Source organism: Micromonospora sp. NPDC057141, from assembly GCF_042670805.1.
In the GTDB taxonomy this organism is placed as follows: Bacteria; Actinomycetota; Actinomycetes; order Mycobacteriales; family Micromonosporaceae; genus Micromonospora.
In genome coordinates, this window is record NZ_JBHUVA010000064.1 from 1 (window position 1) to 15,846 (window position 15,846).

A 15,846-nucleotide genomic window follows, 5' to 3' on the forward strand; every position below is an offset into this window, starting at 1 on the left:
GCCCGAAGGCCACCTCCCGGTCGCCGTGCTCGGGCAGGGACACCTCGGGATCGCCCTTCGCCGGGCCCTCCGCCAGCTCGATCACCGTGCGCTCGGCGAGGTGCCGCAGCAGCTCGCCGAAGGTGCGGAAGCCGTAGTCGGACTCGCTGAACGTCGGGTCCTTGCGCAGCAGGGTGCGCTTGAGCGTCGAGGCGGTCACCTCCCCGCTGGAGCTGCCCTGGAGGCCGGCCACGGTCTGGGCCACCAGCACGCTGAGCGTGTCGACGTCGCGGGCCGGCTCCGCGCCCACCGGCTGCGCCCCGGGCTCCGTGGTCTCCGCCGTCTCCGCCTGCTCGACCTGCTCGGGCTCCGGGCTGGGCAGCCGGGTCGGCCGGCCGCGCCGGGCGCGCGCCGGCGGGACGTCGACGCCCTCGAGGCGGTCGTAGTAGAGGAACTCGTCGCACGCCGGCGGGAGCAGCGCCGAGGTGGACTTCTCCACGCCCACGCCGATGACCCGCTTGTTGAGCTCCCGCAGCTTGTGCACCAGCGGCGTGAAGTCGCTGTCACCGGTGCAGATCACGAACGTCGAGACGTACGCGCGCTCGAAGGCCAGCTCCACGGCGTCGACGGCCATCTTGATGTCAGCGGCGTTCTTGCGCGAGGCCCCCATGCGCTGGGGCATCTCGATCAGCTCGACGTGGGAGCGGGTGAGCATCCGCCGGTCCTCGTCGAAGAAGGACCAGTCGGCGTACGCCCGGCGGACCACCACCCGCCCCCGCTCGGCGAGGGCGTCGGCGATGGGACGCAGGTCGAAGGCCATGCCGCCGAGGTGTTCGCGCGCCCCCAACGCGAGGTTCTCGTAGTCGAGGAACAGGGCGATGCGGTCTTCGTGATCCACGGACGCCAGCGTACGCCCGTGCCGGCCACCTGCGTCGGACGCGCCGCGCGGCGGCCCCGCCCGGCCGGCGGCGGCACGACTGTCGGAGGTGGCGGCTAGCGTGCCCGCATGGACCTCATCCTGATCCCCGGCTTCTGGCTCGACGGCTCGTCGTGGCGCGGGGTCGCGCCGGCCCTCGAACGGGCGGGGCACCGCGTGCGGGCGCTCACCCTGCCCGGCCTCGACCCGGCCGACGCCGACCGCGCCGGCGTCCGGCTGCGCGACCACGTCGCCGCGGTCGTCGCCGCCGTCGACGAGGCCGACGGGCCGGTCGTGCTCGTCGGCCACTCCGGCGGCGGGGCGATCGCGCACGCCGCCGCCGACGCGCGACCCGACCGGGTCGCCCGGGTCGTGTACGTCGACGCCGGGCCGCTCGGCGACGGGCACCCCATCAACGACCAGCTGCCGGTGGTCGACGGCGCGATCCCGCTGCCCGACTGGTCCGCGTTCGGCGAGGAGGACCTGCGCGACCTCGACGACGAGCTGCGGGCGGCGTTCCGGGCCCGGGCGGTGCCCCAGCCTGCGGCGGTCGCCTCCGACCCGCAGGTCCTCACCGACGAGCGCCGCTACGACGTGCCCGCCACGATCATCGCCTGCGAATACCCGACCGCCCAGCTGCGGGAGTGGGTCGACCAGGGCCACCCGTACGTGGCCGAGCTGGCCGCCATGCGCGACGTCGAGTACGTCGACCTGCCCACCGGCCACTGGCCGCAGTTCACGAAGCCGGCGCAGCTGGGGCAGGCGATCCTGGCGGCCGTCGACCGCGGCTGAACGGAGGCTGGGCTGCCGGCAACGGCGGGCGCGGCGGGCCAGGCGCTACCCCGGGGCGGGGGCCGGGCGGATGACCGTGAACACCGCGCCCGCCGGGTCGGTGAGCGCGGCGACCCGGCCGGTCGGGACGTCCCGGGGCGGCACCAGCAGCCGCCCGCCCAGCCCCTGCGCCCGCCCGGCCACGTCGTCGGGGTCGCCGACGGCGAAGTAGGCCATCCAGCCGGTGGGCAGCAGCCCCGCCAGCGGCGGGGGCAGCGCCAGCCGGCCGGCGACCGGCCGCCCGGCGGCCAGCAGCAGGGCGTACGAGTCGTCGGGTGCCCCCGGCGGCACGCTCGCCCGCAGCCCCAGGGCGTCGGCGTGGAACCGGTCGGCGCCAGCGGGGGCGGTCGTCATGTACTCGTACCAGCTGGGTCGACCGGTGCCGGGGGCGACGACGTCGGTGCCGGCGCGCAGCCGGAAGGACCCGCCGAGCGGGTCGTGCACGTCGTCGCCGTCGAGGCGCGCCCCGGCCCCGACGGCGGCAGCCCGGACGGCCTCGGCGTCACTGGCGGCGAGGACGGTCCACCAGCGGGCCGGCGCGGCACCCGGCTCCAGCTCGGCGGCGAGCGTCCCCCCGGCGTACGCGGCGGTCACCTCGGCCCGGCCCGTGCGCGGGCCGGCCGGTGCGGCGTACGTCCAGTCGAGCAGGCCGGCGTAGAAGGCTCGGGCGGCGTCGAGGTCGGGGGTGGCGAGCGTGACGCCGCCGGGCAGCGCCGGCGCGGAGGATGCGTTCACCTGGGTCTCCGGGAGGGGCGGCGGGTCAGCGGTCGGGGTGCCGGGTCGGGGCGTCCACGGCGACGGGCACCCGGTTGAGCAGGACGTCCAGCGGGACGGGGCGGCCCAGGTGGAAGCCCTGGCCGGCGTCGACGCCCAGCCGGCGCAGCGCGGGCACCAGCGCGTCGCGGTCGACCGACTCGGCGACCGTGCGCATGCCCAGCCCGTGCGCGGCGCGCACGACCGCGTCGATGAGCACCGGGTCGGCGCCACCCCGGTCGGCCTGCCGGACGAAGTCACCGGCGATCTTGACGGTGCTGAACGGCAGGTGCTTGAGGTAGGCGAACGAACCGAACCCGGCCCCGAAGTCGTCCAGGCTCAGCTGGCAGCCGGCGTCGCGCAGTGTGCCGGCGAGGTTGCGCACCGCCGCCACGTTGGTGATCGCCGCGGTCTCGGTGACCTCCAGGCCCAGCCGGCGGGCCTCGACGCCGGCCGCGCGCAGCCGCCCCACCACCCAGTCGCCGAAGCCCGGCGACTCCAGCGACCGGGCCGAGATGTTGACGTCGAAGCGGGTCCTTGCAGCGGCGGCCGCCGGGTCGGCCAGCGCCGCCGTGGCGGTGGCCACCACCCACCGGTCCAGCTCGCCGATGAGGTCGTCGCGCTCCACCGTGGGCAGGAAGTCGGCCGGCGGCAGCTCCGGCTCCCGGCCGTCGCGCAGCCGGATGAGCAGCTCGTGGCTGACCACCTCGCCGGTCAGCAGGTCGATGATCGGCTGGGCGTCGAGGCGCATCCGGCGCTCGTCGAGGGCGCTGCGGACCCGGGCCACCACGTTCACCCGCTGCACGGCGTGCCGGTATTGCTCGGGCAGGTAGAGCCGGGCCCGGTTGCGCCCGGCGTTCTTCGCCTCGTAGAGCGCGAGGTCGGCGTGGGCGAGCGCCACGTCGCGGGTGTCACCGGGGGCCAGCGACGCGGCCCCGATGCTCAGGGTGACCCGCAGGCCGGCGTCGGCCAGCGGCACGGGGCTGCGCACCGTGGCGTTGCACAGGCCCTCGGCGACGGCGAGGGCCTCCCCGGCCGTGGCGTCGGGCAGCACGACCGCGAACTCGTCGCCGCCCAGGCGACCCAGGACGGTGCCCGCCGGCAGGTGCCGGACGAGCAGTCGGGCCAGCAGGCGCAGCACGTCGTCGCCGACGGCATGGCCGTGCACGTCGTTGATGTCCTTGAAGTTGTCGATGTCGATCAGCAGCAGGGCGCCGGAGCGCCCGCCGCCGGAGGCGAGCAGGGCGTCGAGGCGGGCCAGCAGGGCGCGCCGGTTCGGCAGGTCGGTCAGGGGGTCGCGCTCGGCCAGCCGGGTCAGCTCGTCCTGGGCCCGTCGCATCTCGGTGATGTCGTGGGCGGTGCCCAGAACGCGTTCCGGGGCACCGGAGTCGTCGGTGAAGACCTCGCCGTAGCACTCGAAGACGCGGACCGTCGCGAGGTCGGGCAGGTACATGCGGTGGGTGTACGAGAACGGCGCGCCGCTGGCCAGCGCCGTCTCCAGGGTCCGCTCGATGAGGCCGATGTCGTCGGGGTGCACCAGCTGCCGGTAGGACGGATAGTCCAGGGTGGTGCCCGCCGGCAGGCCGAACATCTGCAGCAGCACGTCGGACCAGACGACCTCGCCGGTCGCCACGTCCCACTCCCAGGTGCCGACCTTGGCCAGCTGCTCGATGCGCGCCAGACGCCACCGGTGGTTACGGCCCCGCTCGCGTTCGCGGCGTTCGGCGCTGACGTCGCGCACCTCGTACACGCGCAGGGATTGCCCGTCGGAGTCGATGCCGTGGCAGCACACCTGCAACCAGCGGGTGTCGTGGTCGGCGGCCGGCCAGGGGACCTCGACGGCCGGGCCGCCCGGTTGCACCCGTGCCAGCGGCAGCTCCTCCGGCCGGACCCCGAGCCTGCCCGCGGCCACATTGGACCAGAGGCACCGGCCGTCGGGGGCGAGCACCAGCAGGGCGGTGCAGGCGACGTCGGCCACGGCCGCCGCAAGAGTCATCACCTGGCGGGCACCCCATCCCTCTCCCCGGGCACGGATCGCACGGGGACAGCCCTCGACGGAGGGCACCCGACGCATGGTCATCCGGCCGCGACGCGGAGTCTACCCACGGCCGTGGCCGACGCGTGCCCCACGCACTGCGAACCCGCGCACCGCGCGCCCCGGTCCGTCCGGCGCGGCCAGGTAGTCGGCGAAATCGCGGCGGGGCCGGTATCCCTGGGCGCGGGCCCGGCCGAGGTCGAGCACCATGTCGCGGGCGAGCTGGTCGACGGCGTACCGGGTCAGCAGCGGCGCGCGGCGGGTGAGTCCCGACCACGCGGTCACCGCCGACGCGGCGGCGTGGGCGAGACCGACCGGCAGGTGCGTCAGCCGCGCCGGGTCGCCCACCGAGGCGAGCACCGCGCGCAGCACGGCGTCGCGCGAGTACGGCCGGGCGTCGGCGACGTTGTACGCCCCGGCCGGCCAGGCGGGGGCGGCCAGGCAGGCGTCGGCCAGGTTCCCCACGGCGGTGAGGCTGAGCCGCACGTCGGGGCCGGGCACCGGCAGCCACCTGCCCCGGCGAGCCCGCAACAGCCGGGGCAGCAGGTGCGGGTCGCCGGGGCCGTAGACCGCCCGGGGGCGCAACACGACGGCACCGGCGGCGAGGGCGAGGTGGTCGCCGGCGGCCTTGGTGCGCCCGTACGCGGAGAGCTGCCCGTCGGTCGGGTGGTCCTCGGTGACCAGGGCCGCTCCCTGCGGCCGGTAGACGCTGGCGCTGCTCACCCAGACCAGCGGGCGGCCGGCGACGGCCTCGATCAGCCGGGCCGCCCCGTCGACGTTGACCGCCCGGTAGGCGCGTTCGGCGGCCCGGCCGGGCGGCGGGTCACCGACCGCTGCGGCAAGGTGGATCACCATGTCGGCACCGGCGAGGTCGGGTGCCGTGCGGGCGGCATCCCACGGGACGTGCCGGCCGACCGGGCCGGGACGGCGGCCGAGGCAGCGCACCCGGGCCCCGACGGCCACCGCAGCCCGGGCCACGGCGGCACCGCAGAAGCCGCTCGCCCCGGTGATCGCCACCTCGGCCCCGTGGAGGTTCACGCGCCGGCCCTCCGTGACACGCCGTTCCTGGTCACGCGCCGTTCCTGGTCACGCGCCGGTCCTGACCACCAGGCGTGCCCAGCCGGGCAGCGCGGCACGCCCGTCGGCGCGGGCCCCCACCACGACCGGCCGGTACGGGGCCAGCGCGGCGAGGGTGTCGGCGAGCTGCGCGCGGGCCAGCCGGGCTCCGGGGCAGGAGTGCGGGCCGGCGCCGAAGACCAGTCGCGCGATCCGGGGCGGGGCGGGGGCGGCGGGGTCCGGCCCGGCGCGGTGTGCCCCGGCGGCGTGCCGGGCGACCAGCAGCAGCCGCTCCCCGGCCCGGACGGGGCAGCCGGCCACGGTGCCCGCCCCGGCGGCGACCCGGGGCAGCAGCGGACTCGGCGCGGTCACCCGCAGCAGCTCGTCGACCAGGGTTTCCTGGCAGGCCGGGTCGACGGCGGCGTCCCACAGCCGGTCGTCGGCGCACCAGGCGACCGCCCGGGGAATGCCGGACACGGTGGTGTTGACGGCGGCGACGGCGAGCATGCCGGCCAGGCCGGCGGCGTCCGGCGGCACACCGAGCAGGGCGGCCAGGTCGGCCACGGCGCGGCGGGCGGCGCGGGCCCGGCCGGGTGGGTGCGGGCCCGGCAGCTGCGCGGCGGCGGCCGTGGCGGCGGCGCGGCGGGCCGCCGCGGCCAGGGCGGCGGGGTCGGCGTCGACGCCGAGCCGCGCCGCCGTGGTGGCGCCGGCCAGCTCGGCGGCGACCGGCACCAGGTCCACCGGTTCGCCAGCGGCGAGCGGGGCGAGCCGCCGCCGCAGCACCGCCGTCCAGACCGGGCGCAGCCGGGCCACCCCGGCGGGCCCCAGCCCGTCGTGCAGGGCCCGGCGGATCCGCCGGTGCTCTGGGCCCTCCTGGTCGAACAGGAGCCCGTCGGCGCCGAGCCGGTGGGCGGTCCCGCCGACGGTGCCGGCGGCGGCCCGGTCCAGGGGCAGCCGGGTGAGCGCGTCGAGGTACGCCTGCGGATCGTGCACGAGCAGGGTGCGGCCCAGCCGCAGCGCCGGCCGGCGCCGGGTGGCGGCGAGCAGGGTGAACAGCACCGGGTACCGCCGCAGGTAGACCCGCCGGTCGCGGCGGCGCCCCCGGCCGGACCGGGCGGACCGGACGGCGGGGACCGCGCTGGCCGAGGCCCCCTCGGCGGACCCGGCGTCGGCGGCGGGCGCGTCGACAGGGGCCGCGGCGGCTGCGTCGGGACGCTCAGGCACGGCCGCCCCCGCGGGGGCTCGGGGCGGGCCGGGCGGTCGCGGCGGCGGCCAGGGCGGCGGTGGCGGCCCGGTCGGGCTTGCGGGACCGTCCGCTCGTCGGCACCGGTGCGATGAGCAGCGCGTCGGGGCGGGCGGCGCCCATCCGCGCCAGGACCGGATCGAGGGCCCCGCGCAGCTGGCCGGGGTCGACGCCGGGCTCCGGTTCGACGACGGCGACGAGCCGTTCGTCGCCGTCGTCGGCGGGCACGCCGACCAGCACCGCCAGGTTGACCCCGGGCACGTGCAGGGCCGGCTCGTACAGGCCGGGGTAGATGTTCTCCGCGCCGCGCAGGATCATGTCCTTGCTCCGGCCGGCGAGGACGATGCGGTCGCCGTCGAGCCGGGCGACGTCGCCGGTGTCGACCCGGTCGTGCGGCGCTTCGCCGAGATAGCGGTGCGCCTGCCCCGGCCCGGTGAGCAGCAGCCGCCCGTCGGGCCCGACCCGGGCGACCACCCCCGGCAGCGGCGCGCCGACGAGGTCACCGTCGCCGGTGAAGGCGGCCTTCTCGGTCGCCTCGACGGCGGCGGCCGGGAAGAGCTCGGTGAGCGCGTACACGCCCCACGCCTGCTCGGCGCCGGCCCGCCGGGCCCGGTCGAGCAGGGTGGCGCTGACCGGCGCGGATCCGCTGTAGAACCGGCCGAACAGCCGGGGCCGCTGCGCCAGCAGCGCCCGCAGCTGCGGCGGGGTGAGATAGCTGGCCTGCGGGCGCAGCCGGGCCACCTGCCGGGCCAGGGCCCGGGGTGAGCGGGCCGGCAGTGCCACCGGTGCGCCGCTGGCCAGGGCCGGGACGAGGACGAAGAACGTGCCGCCGAGCACCGGGGCGTCGGGGCGCGGTCGGACCAGGTCGGCGACGGCGTGCATCCCGGCGTCCAGCCCGGCGCGGCGGTGCACGACCGCCCGGGGCCGGCTGGTCGTGCCCGAGGTAAAGATGATCACCGCGTCGTCGTCGGATGCGCCCCGGTCGGGGGCCGGGCCCGAGCGGGGGCGCAGCGCCGGGGCGCACCCGGGCAGGCGGCGACCGACGGTACGCACCGGACCCAGCTCGGCCAGCCGGGGCAGGGCCAGCCGGGCCCGGCCGGCCAGCGGACGCGCCCAGCCGGCGACGGCCTGCGCCGCCGCGTCGGCGACGACCAGGGCGGGGCGGGCCAGGGCCAGTCGCGCGGTGAGCACGTCCGGGCCGGCGCTGGGGTCGAGCACCGCCACCCGCAGCCCGAGCCGGTGCGCGGCGAGCAGCACCGACAGCGCCCGGTGGCCGGGGCGCACCGCCACCCCGAGGGTGTCCCCGGCGGCGAGGCCGTGGTGGTGCAGGGCGGCGGCGTACCCGTCGGCGAGGTCGGCCAGCTCGCCCCGGGTGGCGCGGGTACGGGTGCGGCCGGTGGGGCCGGCGGTGAGCACGGCCGGCCGGTCGGGGTGGCGGCGCAGCGCGGCGGACAGTTCGTCGAGCATCGGGCGACTCGTCTCCAGGGCAGGGGTGCGGGTCAGCGCGGGTCCGGGGAGAGCCGGCCACTGCCCCGGTCCAGGTACCAGGCGGCGGTCCGGCGCAACCCGTACGCCCGCAGCCGCCGGGTGGAGTTCTCCACCACCATGGTGCGCTCGTGGACGATGGCGTCGGTGTGCCGGCGTACCCGGTTGAGGAACTCCCGGTCGGTCGGGGACGGGCGGCGGGGCATGCCCCCGGCGGCGAGATAGGCCTCGGCGGTGATCGCCATGTTGTTGCCCGCGTGCATCCGGTACGGGGCCCGGTAGCCGGGGCCCCGGTGGGCGGGGCGCAGCCGGCCGAAGGTGGTGGCGACGGCGACCAGGCAGCGGAACCCGGCCCGGCCCAGCGGGCCGTGCTCGTCGCGGCGGGCCTCGATCCGGCCGCACGCCATGGCGGCCCCGGCGGTGAGGGTGCGGCGGGCGGCGGCCGTCCAGCCGGGGTCAGGCAGGCAGTCGGCGTCGGTGCGGGCCAGCAGCGTGGCCCCCTGCGCGATCGCGTGCCGAAAGCCGGTGTCGACGGCCGCGCCGACGCCCCGCTGCTCCTCCCGCAGCAGCCGGGTCGGCACCGGCGCGTGCACGGCGAAGCGGCGCACCACGTCCCGGGTGCCGTCGGTGGAGCCGTTGTCGACCACCAGCAGGGTGAAGTCCCGGTCGGTCTGCGCCGCGAGGGCGTCGAGGGTGTCGCCGATGCGGGCGACCTCGTTGTACGCGGGCACCACCACCCACAGCGCGGTCGCGGCTTCTCCCGGACCGGTCACGACTTCTCCCAGACCATGGTCATCAGGCTGACGCCGCCGCCGAGGCCGACGAAGAGCACCCGGTCTCCGGGGCGGAGCGTGGCGTCGACGCGGGCGAGTTGCACGCCGAGGGTGGCGCTGGCGAGGTTGCCCAGCTCGCCGACGGTGATCTCCAGCTTGTCCCGGGGGACGCCGGTGACCTCGACGAAGCGGTCCAGGTAGGGCAGGGTGACCTGGTGCACCAGGATCCGGGCGTAGTCGGCCCAGTCGAGGCCGGTGCGGCCCCGGACCCGGTGCAGGATGTCGGCGCCGATCTTCTCGAACACGTCGCGCAGGGCCCGCCCGTCGCCGGTGAAGTAGGTGTGCTCGTCGCCCCGGGGGTGGCGGGACCCGCCGCCGGGGATGCCGCCGACCGTCCAGTGCTCCGACCAGGTCTCGGTGTCGACGTCGACGATGCCGCCGCGCGCGACCGGCTCGACCAGGACGGCGGCGGCGTCGCCGAAGGTGTAGCCGGCGAACGCGCCCCGGGCCTGGTCGAGGTCGGCGACCTGCCAGCGCATCGCCCGGGTGGGGGTCTCCCCCGTCACCACCAGGGCGCGGCGGGCCCGGCCGGCGAGGATCGCCGAGCGGGCCAGGTCGATGCCGTTGAGGAAGCTGTTGCAGGCGTTGGTGACGTCGAGGGCGTGGGCGTGGCTGCCGAGTTCGGCCTGCACGATGTGGGCCGTGGCGGGCTCGGCGACGTCCCGGGTGGCGGAGGCGAACAGCAGCAGGTCCACCTCCTCGGGTTCCCGGCCGGCGGCGGCGAGCGCCTGCCGGGCGGCGCGCAGGGCGAGGGTGGAGGCGTACTCGCCGTCGGCGGCGAGCCGGCGGGAGGCGATGCCGGTCATCCGCGCGAGCAGGCCGGCCGGCAGGGTCAGCCCGCTCGCCTCGGCGAGCCGCCGCTGCACCTCGTCGGTGGGCACGGTCTGCCCGGGGAGGCTGGCCCCGACGGCGGTGATGCCCACCCGCCCCCGGGCCGCGCTCAGTGGTGGTGTGGGGTCGATCATGCGTTGAGCTTGCCCAACGCCCCCGACGAGCGGATGAGTAGGGGTGCTCATGTTCGCCCGGCGGCGGGGCGGCGCGCGCTCACGCGGGCGCGGTGCGGCGGTGCATCCGCACCACGCGACGCCACGATATGGCAGGGATCACACGCCCTGGCGGCCCGGCGGGTGTCGCCGAGCCGCCACGCGGTGCGCCGGCCGGGCCGCTACCTGCGGAAGGGGCCGGTGATCTCGAACGTCGCGCCGGGGGCGTAGCAGTTGACGTACATCGTCCGCCGGTCGTCGGCGAAGCAGGCCCCGGCGAACTCGCCGTACGCCGGCGCTGACTCGGTGCCGAGGTTCTGCCGGTTGCGGGCGAACAGGTACGGCTCGCCGTCGACGGTCGTGCCCATCAGGTAGCTGTCCCCGTCGCCGTCCTGGCAGAGCATCAGGCCGCCGGCCGGGGTCATGCAGATGTTGTCGGGGGTCCTGTACAGCTCCGTTCCCGGGTCGGTGCCGCGGAACACGACGACCAGGGTCAGCTTGTTGGTGGCCGGGGCGTACCGCCACACCTGGCCCTGGTGGTCGGCCTGGGAGCCGTGCTCACGCACGGCGAAGGAGGAGACGAAGTAGGCCGCGCCGTCGGTGCCCCACCACGCGCCCTCCAGCTTCTGGGCGTGGGTCACGCCGCCGGGGCCGTAGTCCTGCAACCGCACGGGAACGCTCGTGGCGAGGGGGTCCGGCACGTCGAGCCACTCGACGCCGCCGAAGACGGCGCCGGGCTCCTGGACGGTGGACAGGTCGGACACGCCGGGCACCCGCATCACCTGGAGCCGCCCGCCGGCCCGCAGGCTGCCGTGGCCGGCGAGCGGGCGGCGGGGCAGGAACCGGTAGAAGCAGCCGAACTTCTCGCCGTAGGCGTCCTCGGTCTCGTACACCACGCCCGTGCGGGGGTCGACGCAGATGGCCTCGTGCGCGAAGCGGCCCATGGCCGTGAGCGGGGTCGGGTCCGCGTTGCGGTCGGTGCGCCACGGGTCGACCTCGAAGATCCAGCCGTGGTCCTTCTCGTGGCCACCCTCGCCCCGGCGGATCTCCGTCTCCTCGCAGGTCAGCCACGTCCGCCAGGGAGTCACCCCGCCCGCGCAGTTGGTCGAGGTGCCGCCGAGGCTGACCCGCTCGGCCACCCCGCGCGGCCCGACGACCAGCGTCGTGGTCCCGCCGACGGCGACGGGGTCGTAGGTCAGCTCGGCGGGCGCGACCACCGGCACGGCGACGCCCACCCGGTTCTCGTGGTTGCGGACGAGCCGGACGTCCGGGCCGGGGCCCGAGAACGCGGCCATTCCGTCGAAACCGCTGGGCACCGCGCCGCCCGGCGCGGAAGCGCCCTCCCGGGAGAGGACCCGGTAACGGAAGCCGCGGGGCAGATCCAACAGCCCGGCCGGGTCCGGCACGAGTGTGCCGTATCCGCCCCCGTGGCCCGCCAGGGCGGGAGCCGCCGTGAAGAGCGCGTCAATTGTGCCCGAGAGCGCAACCCCTGCACTCATGATTCCTGTTTGCGCGAGGAAACGTCGCCGATCGAGACCCAAGACAGCTCCTTAGTACGAGAGGGCGAGCAATCGTAACTGCTCAATGCCCCGGGCTGTCGTTCGGCGCTACCCGTACTTCTTCCGTACCGGTGCCCCTATATGTTTTCCGGACCCCTGCTCCGGCGGGCGGGCGGGGGCCCGGGGTGGCCCGCGCAGCCGACGCGCGCTGCTACGGTGCGAGGCGTCGCGGGCCCGGAGCCGACGGGCCCGTCGCACGGGGAGAGCCGGGGCCGGGATGTCGCTGCGCGTCGTCACGTACAACATCTGGGGCACCGGGACGCCGCACCGGTACTGGCACGACCGGGCCGTCCTGCGCGGGGCCCGGGCGGGCAGCCCGGCCCTGGCGGTGGCCGACGAACGCCGGGTGTGGCGGCGCCGGGCCGCGCTGTTGACCCGCGCGCTGGCCGACGCCGACGCCGACCTGGTCGCCCTGCAGGAGGTGCCCGCGCCGGCCGGGGCGGGGACCGGCCGGGCGCGGGAGCTGGCCGACGGGCTGCCCGGGCGGTGGGACGTGGCGCACTCCGGGCCCGGCCAGGCACCCGGCCTGGCGGTGCTGAGCCGCGCGCCGATCCGGACGCGGCGGGTCTTCCCCGTGCCCGGCTTCGGTGGTTTCGGCGGGCACCCGGGCGTGCTGGAGGTCTCGACGTCCGCCGTCACGGTGTGGGTGGCGCACCTGCCGGTCGGGCCCGACGAGGCGAAGGAGGCGTGCCTGCGGGGCCTGGAGGCGGCGGCCGCGGCAGCCCCGCCGCAGCGCCCGCTGCTGGTCTGCGGCGACCTGAACTGCCCGGCGGACGGCCCCCTGATGGGGCGACTGCGCGACCGGGGCGTGCTGGTCGACGCGTGGGCGTCCGCCGGTGGCTCCACGGCCGCGCTGACCATGCCCGTGCCGGCGCCGACCTGGCGGCTCGACCACGTCCTGCACCGCGCCGCCGACCCGGTCCGCGCGACCCGTCCCACCCTGCTGGGCACCGCCTGCGACGACAGCGGCCAGTATCCCTCGGACCATTTCGGGGTGGCGCTCTCGCTCGACATCGGGACGGGCGCCCCGGAGCCGACCGACCTCACCTCGCATTGACCGACGACAAATAGATTGATCCTCGACACGAACGGTGGAAACGGTGTAAGGGGTCGCCCCAGATCGACAACGCTGGTACGTTGACCGCGATCCGCGCCGATGCCCGATCGCGACATGGCCTGCCGGAAGGAGAAGGAGTTGTCTCACGGTGGCGTGTCCGTAGCCGTCATGACGCACCCGTCCCGGCGACACCTCGCGGAAGACCTCGCGCGGCGGCTGGCTCCCTACCCGGTCGAGATCGTCCTCGACCCCGAGCCCGACGGCCCGCCGCGGACGCTGCGCACCGCCAGCGCGGCATGGGCCGCCGTCGGGCCGGGCTGCACCCACCACCTGGTGTTGCAGGACGACGCGGTGCTGTTCCCCGGTTTCCTGGAGCACGCCTTCCGGGCCGTGCAGGCCCGGCCGGACGGCGCGGTCGCCCTGCACAGCGACTGGGGGTCGCGCAACGGCGCCGCCGTCCGGATGGCCGCGCTGCTGGGCGCGCGCTGGGTCCGCGCCGTCTGCGACTACGTCCCGACCATCGCGCTGGCCCTGCCGGCGACGGTGGCCAAGGGGCTCGTCGACTACCTCGCCGGGCAGGACCCGGACGAGGCCGATGACGTGGCCGTCGCCCACTTCGCCCGGGAGGCCGGGCTGCCGGTCCACCTCACGGTGCCGAACCTGGCGGCGCACCACGACGTGCCGAGCGTGGTCGGCAACAACGACCGGGGCCGCCGCGAGGCGTCCTGCTACGTGGGCGCTCCGCCGCCGGGCTGGTCGCCCGACCCGGCGCGCACGCTCGACGGCTTCGACTGCCTGCCGTACTTCAAGCACGGCGAGCCGCGCGTCGTGGTCGAGAACGACCGGCCCACCAACGACTGGAGCCCGGTGCCGCTGGAGGGTGCCGTCGACCGGTTTGGCGTCGACGTGCCGGCGCTGCGCGAGCGGTACGCGCGCGACGTGGCCGCGCCGGAGCCCTGGCTGGCCGACCTCGCGGCCCGGGTGTCGGCCGACCAACTCTGGGCGCTGTGGGTGACGGCGTGCCTGATGGGCCTGGTCCGCACGCGGGTGGAGCCGTTCCGGTCGCTGTGGGACTCGTGGGGCCGCCCGGTCGAGCCGGCGCTGCGCGAACGCGTCCTGGCCACGCTCGCCCTCGGCGGGATGTTCCCCCGGGTGACGCACCCCGAGGTCGAGCGGCTCGGCGCGGCGCCGGCACGGCTGGCCGCGCTGGGGCTGGCCGCCGGCGACGCCTGGGGGCGTGACTGACCGCCGGGGTCGCCCCGCGCCCCTTCCCGTCCGCCAGATCGGAGCACAGCGCCATGGCCCCCACGGCCGCACTGGTCGAGGCCACCGGCCTCGTCAAGGAGTTCCGCCGCCCCCGCAAGGGCCCGGGCCTGGCCGGCGCGCTCAGGCACCTGGTCACCCGGCGCTTCGACGTCCACCGCGCCGTCGACGGCATCGACCTGCGCGTCGACGAGGGCGAGTCGGTGGCGTACGTCGGGCCCAACGGCGCGGGCAAGTCCACCACCGTGAAGCTGCTGACGGGCATCCTGGTGCCCACGGCCGGCGAGGTGCGCGTCGCCGGCGTCGTGCCGCACCGGGACCGGGTCGCCAACGCGCGCAACGTGGGCGTGGTCTTCGGTCAGCGCACGCAGCTGTGGTGGGATCTGCCGGTCCACGAGACGTTCGAGCTGCTGCGCGACATGTACCGCATCCCGGCGGCCGACTACCGCCGGTCGATGGACCGGCTCTGCGAGGTGCTGGAGATCGGCCCGCTGCTGCCGGTGCTGGCCCGCAAGCTGTCGCTCGGGCAGCGGATGCGGGCGGACCTCGCCGCCGCGCTGCTGCACGAGCCCCGCATCGTCTACCTCGACGAGCCGACCATCGGGCTGGACGTCTCGGTCAAGGACCGGGTGCGGGCCTTCCTGCGGCAGCTCGTCGCCGACGGCACGACCGTCCTGCTGACCACGCACGACGTGGGCGACATCGAGCAGGTGTGCCGGCGGATCGTCGTCGTCGACGAGGGGCGGATCCGGCACGACGGCCCGGTCGACGTCCTGCGGGACACCCTGGCGGGCAACTCGACCGTGCGTTTCCAGCTGGTCTCGCCCGCGCCGCTGGAGCTGATCCGGGAGCGCCTGCCCGACGCCGAGGTGAGCACCGGTGCCGGCGAGCGCGACCTGGTGGTCCGCTTCGACCGGACGCTGCGCCCGGCGGGCGCGGTCGCGGCGACCGTGATGGGGCTGGTCGAGGTGCGCGACCTGCGCATCGACGACGAGGGGGTCGCCGACCTCATCCGCCGGCTGCACGACCGCGACTCCCCCGCCGCCCTGACCGGTGCCGGCTGATGGGGCCATACCGGGCCATGGCGCGGATCGCCTGGCGCAACGCCCTGGCCTACCGGGTGCCGTTCCTGATGAGCCTGTCCATGCTGGTGTTCAACCTGGTGGCCATGTTCGCGCTGTGGCGGGCGCTGCTGGGCGACGGCAACGCGCTGGCCGGCTTCACCTGGCCGCAGATGAAGGCGTACCTGCTGGTGTCGTTCTTCACCAACTGCCTGGTCTCGACGTTCACCGACTTCGCGATGGCCTCCCGGATCCGCAGCGGGGCGGTGGCCGTCGACCTGGTCAAGCCGGTGGACTACCAGCAGGGCCGGCTCGCCGAGGCGCTGGGCTTCGCGCTGCTGGAGACGGCCGCCGCGGCGACGGTGTGCGGCGTGGTCCTGATGGCCTTCGGCGGGGTGCCGCTGCCGTCGCCGGGGCGCCTCGCGCTGTTCGTGGCGAGTCTCGCCGCCGTGGTGCCGTTGAAGTTCCTCATCGTCTACATGTGCGGGCTGCTCTGCTTCTGGACGCAGAACTACCTGGGCATCAGCCTGGCCCGGGTGGCGGTGTCCGGGATCCTGTCCGGGGCCACGGTGCCGCTGGCGTTCTTCCCGGCGTGGCTGCGCCACGTCGCCGAGGTGCTGCCGTTCCAGGCCGTCACCAACACCCCCGCGATGTTGTTCCTGGGCCGCGACCCCGGGCTGCCGGGCGCGCTGGCGGTGACGGTGCAGCTGCTGTGGATCGTCGCGCTGTGGTGGCTGGCCCGGCGACTGTGGCACGTCGCGGTCCGCCGGCTCACCGTGCACGGGGGCTGAC

At 76.5% G+C, this 15,846-nt stretch carries 14 protein-coding genes; 5 read left to right on the forward strand and 9 right to left on the reverse strand.

Annotated elements, in window-relative coordinates; translation table 11 throughout:
• Nucleotides 1-877, reverse strand: an 877-nt coding sequence (locus ACFT41_RS24840; RefSeq protein ID WP_377614005.1) for an NYN domain-containing protein, incomplete at its 3' end; no start/stop codon positions are given.
• Between the two features lie 108 nt (nucleotides 878-985).
• Here ACFT41_RS24840 and ACFT41_RS24845 point away from each other — a divergent pair.
• Nucleotides 986-1,687 carry an alpha/beta fold hydrolase gene (locus ACFT41_RS24845; RefSeq protein WP_377590009.1) on the forward strand — a complete coding sequence of 234 codons (702 nt, stop codon included), beginning with the start codon at nucleotides 986-988 and terminating at the stop codon, nucleotides 1,685-1,687.
• 45 nt (nucleotides 1,688-1,732) lie between these two features.
• Here ACFT41_RS24845 and ACFT41_RS24850 read toward each other — a convergent pair whose 3' ends face one another.
• The 8 genes from ACFT41_RS24850 to ACFT41_RS24885 form a co-directional block, all read right to left on the reverse strand.
• Nucleotides 1,733-2,461: a VOC family protein gene (locus ACFT41_RS24850; protein WP_377590010.1), complete on the reverse strand. Its 729-nt coding sequence runs from the start codon at nucleotides 2,459-2,461 to the stop codon at nucleotides 1,733-1,735.
• A 25-nt stretch (nucleotides 2,462-2,486) separates the two neighbouring features.
• Nucleotides 2,487-4,475: a putative bifunctional diguanylate cyclase/phosphodiesterase gene (locus ACFT41_RS24855; RefSeq protein WP_377590011.1), complete on the reverse strand. Its 1,989-nt coding sequence runs from the start codon at nucleotides 4,473-4,475 to the stop codon at nucleotides 2,487-2,489.
• A 102-nt stretch (nucleotides 4,476-4,577) separates the two neighbouring features.
• Nucleotides 4,578-5,552, reverse strand: a complete 975-nt coding sequence (locus ACFT41_RS24860; protein WP_377590012.1) for an NAD-dependent epimerase/dehydratase family protein — start codon at nucleotides 5,550-5,552, stop codon at nucleotides 4,578-4,580.
• A gap of 48 nt (nucleotides 5,553-5,600) precedes the next feature.
• Nucleotides 5,601-6,794 carry a cytochrome P450 gene (locus tag ACFT41_RS24865; RefSeq protein ID WP_377614006.1) on the reverse strand — a complete coding sequence of 398 codons (1,194 nt, stop codon included), beginning with the start codon at nucleotides 6,792-6,794 and terminating at the stop codon, nucleotides 5,601-5,603.
• Nucleotides 6,787-8,280 (reverse strand): class I adenylate-forming enzyme family protein, encoded by a 1,494-nt coding sequence (locus ACFT41_RS24870; protein ID WP_377587949.1) that lies wholly within the window; start codon nucleotides 8,278-8,280, stop codon nucleotides 6,787-6,789. Before ACFT41_RS24870 ends, ACFT41_RS24865 begins: the two co-directional genes overlap by 8 nt.
• A gap of 32 nt (nucleotides 8,281-8,312) precedes the next feature.
• Entirely contained in the window at nucleotides 8,313-9,071 is a 759-nt protein-coding gene (locus ACFT41_RS24875; RefSeq protein WP_377587948.1) for a glycosyltransferase family A protein, read from the reverse strand.
• Nucleotides 9,068-10,096, reverse strand: coding sequence for a 3-oxoacyl-ACP synthase III family protein (locus ACFT41_RS24880; RefSeq protein ID WP_377587947.1), 1,029 nt, complete (start codon nucleotides 10,094-10,096; stop codon nucleotides 9,068-9,070). The genes ACFT41_RS24875 and ACFT41_RS24880 overlap by 4 nt, the downstream gene beginning before the upstream one ends.
• A gap of 200 nt (nucleotides 10,097-10,296) precedes the next feature.
• On the reverse strand, nucleotides 10,297-11,613 hold the full coding sequence (locus tag ACFT41_RS24885) for an alkaline phosphatase PhoX (RefSeq protein ID WP_377587946.1): 1,317 nt from the start codon (nucleotides 11,611-11,613) through the stop codon (nucleotides 10,297-10,299).
• Nucleotides 11,614-11,890: 277 nt separating this feature from the next.
• Here ACFT41_RS24885 and ACFT41_RS24890 point away from each other — a divergent pair, with 277 nt between their 5' ends.
• From ACFT41_RS24890 to ACFT41_RS24905, 4 genes are all read left to right on the forward strand, one after another.
• The gene (locus ACFT41_RS24890; RefSeq protein WP_377587945.1) at nucleotides 11,891-12,730 is read left to right on the forward strand and encodes an endonuclease/exonuclease/phosphatase family protein; all 840 of its coding nucleotides are present in this window, start codon (nucleotides 11,891-11,893) and stop codon (nucleotides 12,728-12,730) included.
• Between the two features lie 168 nt (nucleotides 12,731-12,898).
• Nucleotides 12,899-13,975, forward strand: coding sequence for a hypothetical protein (locus tag ACFT41_RS24895; protein ID WP_377587944.1), 1,077 nt, complete (start codon nucleotides 12,899-12,901; stop codon nucleotides 13,973-13,975).
• A 53-nt stretch (nucleotides 13,976-14,028) separates the two neighbouring features.
• Nucleotides 14,029-15,057 carry an ATP-binding cassette domain-containing protein gene (locus ACFT41_RS24900; RefSeq protein ID WP_377587943.1) on the forward strand — a complete coding sequence of 343 codons (1,029 nt, stop codon included), beginning with the start codon at nucleotides 14,029-14,031 and terminating at the stop codon, nucleotides 15,055-15,057.
• A complete protein-coding gene (locus ACFT41_RS24905; RefSeq protein ID WP_377587942.1) occupies nucleotides 15,057-15,845 on the forward strand; it encodes an ABC transporter permease in 789 nt (262 codons plus the stop codon). The genes ACFT41_RS24900 and ACFT41_RS24905 overlap by 1 nt, the downstream gene beginning before the upstream one ends.
• The last annotated feature ends 1 nt before the right edge of the window (nucleotide 15,846 follow it).